We start from the raw sequence: 2,516 nt of genomic DNA, 5'->3' as shown, positions 1-2,516 counted from the left end.
TGACCCCATCCCGAACTCAGTAGTGAAACGACGCATCGCCGATGGTAGTGTGGGGTCTCCCCATGTGAGAGTAGGTCATCGCCAGGCTTCTAAACCAAAACGCCCCGTTCAGCAATGACCGGGGCGTTTTACCTTGTCGTGCTCGACACCCCCCCATGGGGAGACCCGCTCTTTACAGTGTGGGGCCCCGGGACGCCAGACCGCCCCATGTGAGAGTAGGACACACCCGGTGAAGCGGGGCAGGCCCTCACACCCGATTGATTACTTGAACCGCAGTAAAGCTTTGCATCGCCAGCTCGGCAGAGAAGACGCACGACTCCCCCAAAGCGTCTACACTGATTCGCTTTGAATGCAGGAGACAATTTGCCATGGCCAAGCCACTTGCCCATCTGGCGAGTCCTTTCCGTCTGGGGACGATGCAACTGAAAAACAGAATGGCGGTGATGGCCATGGGCGTCAACCTCGCGGCGGAAGACGGCAGTTGCAGTGAGCGTTTCATTGCATTTCATGAGCGACAGGCACGCGGCGGGGCGGGACTGATCATTCTCGGCTCTACCGGGGTCAGTTGGCCCGCGGGTTCCAACCAGCCCTGGCAGACCTCGGTCGCTTCGGACGAGATGATCCCCGGCCTCAAGCGACTCGCGGACGCCTGTCATGCCCATGGGGCCAAAGTTGCGGCGCAGCTACACCACGGTGGCCTGGTGTCGACCGAGGACCGGGTAGCGGGGCGACCTGTGATGGCACCCTCCATCCAAGTGGAGAAAGCCCCGGCCTTCATCAACGCGTTCCTCCCGGAGGAGCTGCGGATGATGCATCGTCCTGCACCGGAGACAATACTCCATCCCATGACCCGTGAGGACATCGCCCTGCTGATCGAGCACTTTTCCGCAGCGGCCCGCCGGGTGGTGGAGGCCGGTCTTGATGGCATCGAAATACACGGTGGCCACGGCTATATCCTGTCGTCCTTCCTGTCCCCCTTTTTCAACAACCGCGATGATGAATACGGCGGTAGCCTCGAGAATCGCGCCCGTCTGTTACTCGAGGTATTTACTGCGGTACGTGCTGCCGTAGGGGCTGACTTCCCGGTGTGGGTGAAAATCGACTCGGGTGAATTCGGGCAGGACGAAGGCATCACCCTGGAAGATGCGACGGCAACGGCTCGCATGCTGGAGCAGGCCGGTGCGGATGGCATCACTGTCAGCGCTTATCACGACACTTCTGTTGCCAGCAACCACTCCGAATCGAATATCCCGCATACCCCGGAGCGGCTGGTGGGCAACGCTATCGCTATCCGCCAGGCGGTGAGTATCCCGGTACTGACCTCTGGCCGCATAGAGCCGAACGCGGCGGACAAGCATATCGCCGCTGGCCACTTTGATCTCTTCGGCATGGGCCGCAAGATGCTGGCAGACCCGGATCTTCCGAACAAGGTGTGCAGCGGTCAGCTGGATCAAATTCGCCCCTGCGTCTATTGCTACTGCTGTGTCAGCCAGATTTATATCCTCAAACCAGTGAAATGCGCGGTAAACCCCGAAACCGCGCACGAACGCCAGCGCACCGTGATTGCCACTGACAGCGCCCGCCATTTCGCGGTGGTAGGCGGCGGGCCGGCGGGTATGGAGGCCGCCCGCAGGCTGGCGTCAGCCGGTCACCGGGTGACGCTGCTCGAAGCCGCCGACCGGCTTGGCGGCACGCTGCAGTTCGCCAGCATTGCCTATGAACCCAACGAGCGTCTGCTCAATTGGCTGCGCCTGCAGATGGCATCGTCTGCGGTCGATGTCCGTCTGGGTACCACGGTGACACCGGCGCTGATGCAGTCGCTGGGTGTGGACGAAGTCATCGTAGCGACCGGCGCCAAGCGCCTCATGCCCGACTTGCCCGGCAGCGAACAGGACTTTGTCTTCAGTGGTGACGAAATGCGGGCGCTGGTATTGGGGGAGAACGCGCCGTCCCTGCGGCGCAAGACCACGGCATTTACCCGGGGCATGACTCGTCTCGGGGCACTGACCGGCGTCAATCGCCATCCCTGGATCCTGCGCCAGGCATCGCGGGCGTGGCTGCCGCTGGGTAAGCGCATTGTGGTGATTGGCGGTGAGTTGGTGGGCCTGGAGCTGGCTGAATACCTGGCCCACCGGGGCAGGGAGGTGACGGTGGTCGACGAGTCACCGCGGTCCGGGGCGGGGCTCTATCTGGTGCGCCGGATGCGCCTGCTCGACGAGTTGCACGAACTCGGCGTGACGCTGCAGAACAAGGCCAGCGCGGTCAGTATCGGGGACCACTCTGTCAGCTACCGCAACCAGCGCGGCCAGGTGCGGACCCTGGCGGCAGACCATGTGATTGTGGCCAAGGGTGCAACCGGTGACACCAGCCTCGCCGAGCAGCTGCGCAGCGCGGGCCTCAGCGTCCACACCATCGGCGATTGCAACGGTGTGGGCTATATCGAGGGAGCCATGGAGTCTGCCGCAGAGCTGGTGGCGTCAAGTGGTCGGGCCGCGTAGGTCGGGCCGCGGAGGTCG

At 62.9% G+C, this 2,516-nt stretch carries 1 protein-coding gene and 1 rRNA gene; both read left to right on the top strand.

Features of this window, described 5'->3' with window-relative positions:
* Positions 1-87: ribosomal RNA gene (rrf, locus tag RJQ10_RS07875) — 5S ribosomal RNA — on the top strand; the annotation flags it as partial.
* A 281-nt stretch (positions 88-368) separates the two neighbouring features.
* A complete protein-coding gene (locus tag RJQ10_RS07870) occupies positions 369-2,498 on the top strand; it encodes an oxidoreductase (RefSeq protein ID WP_350145345.1) in 2,130 nt (709 codons plus the stop codon).
* Positions 2,499-2,516 lie beyond the last annotated feature (18 nt).

This window comes from Haliea sp. (assembly GCF_040222615.1).
Classification (GTDB): domain Bacteria; phylum Pseudomonadota; class Gammaproteobacteria; order Pseudomonadales; family Halieaceae; genus Haliea.
Note: the sequence above shows the minus strand (reverse complement) of the source record. Positions and strands in the feature narration are given on the sequence as shown.

What these genes read in the sequence shown, in the direction of transcription:
- RJQ10_RS07870 (WP_350145345.1), top strand. Translation starts at nt 369, where the DNA reads ATGGCCAAGCCACTTGCCCATCTGGCGAGTCCTTTCCGTCTGGGGACG.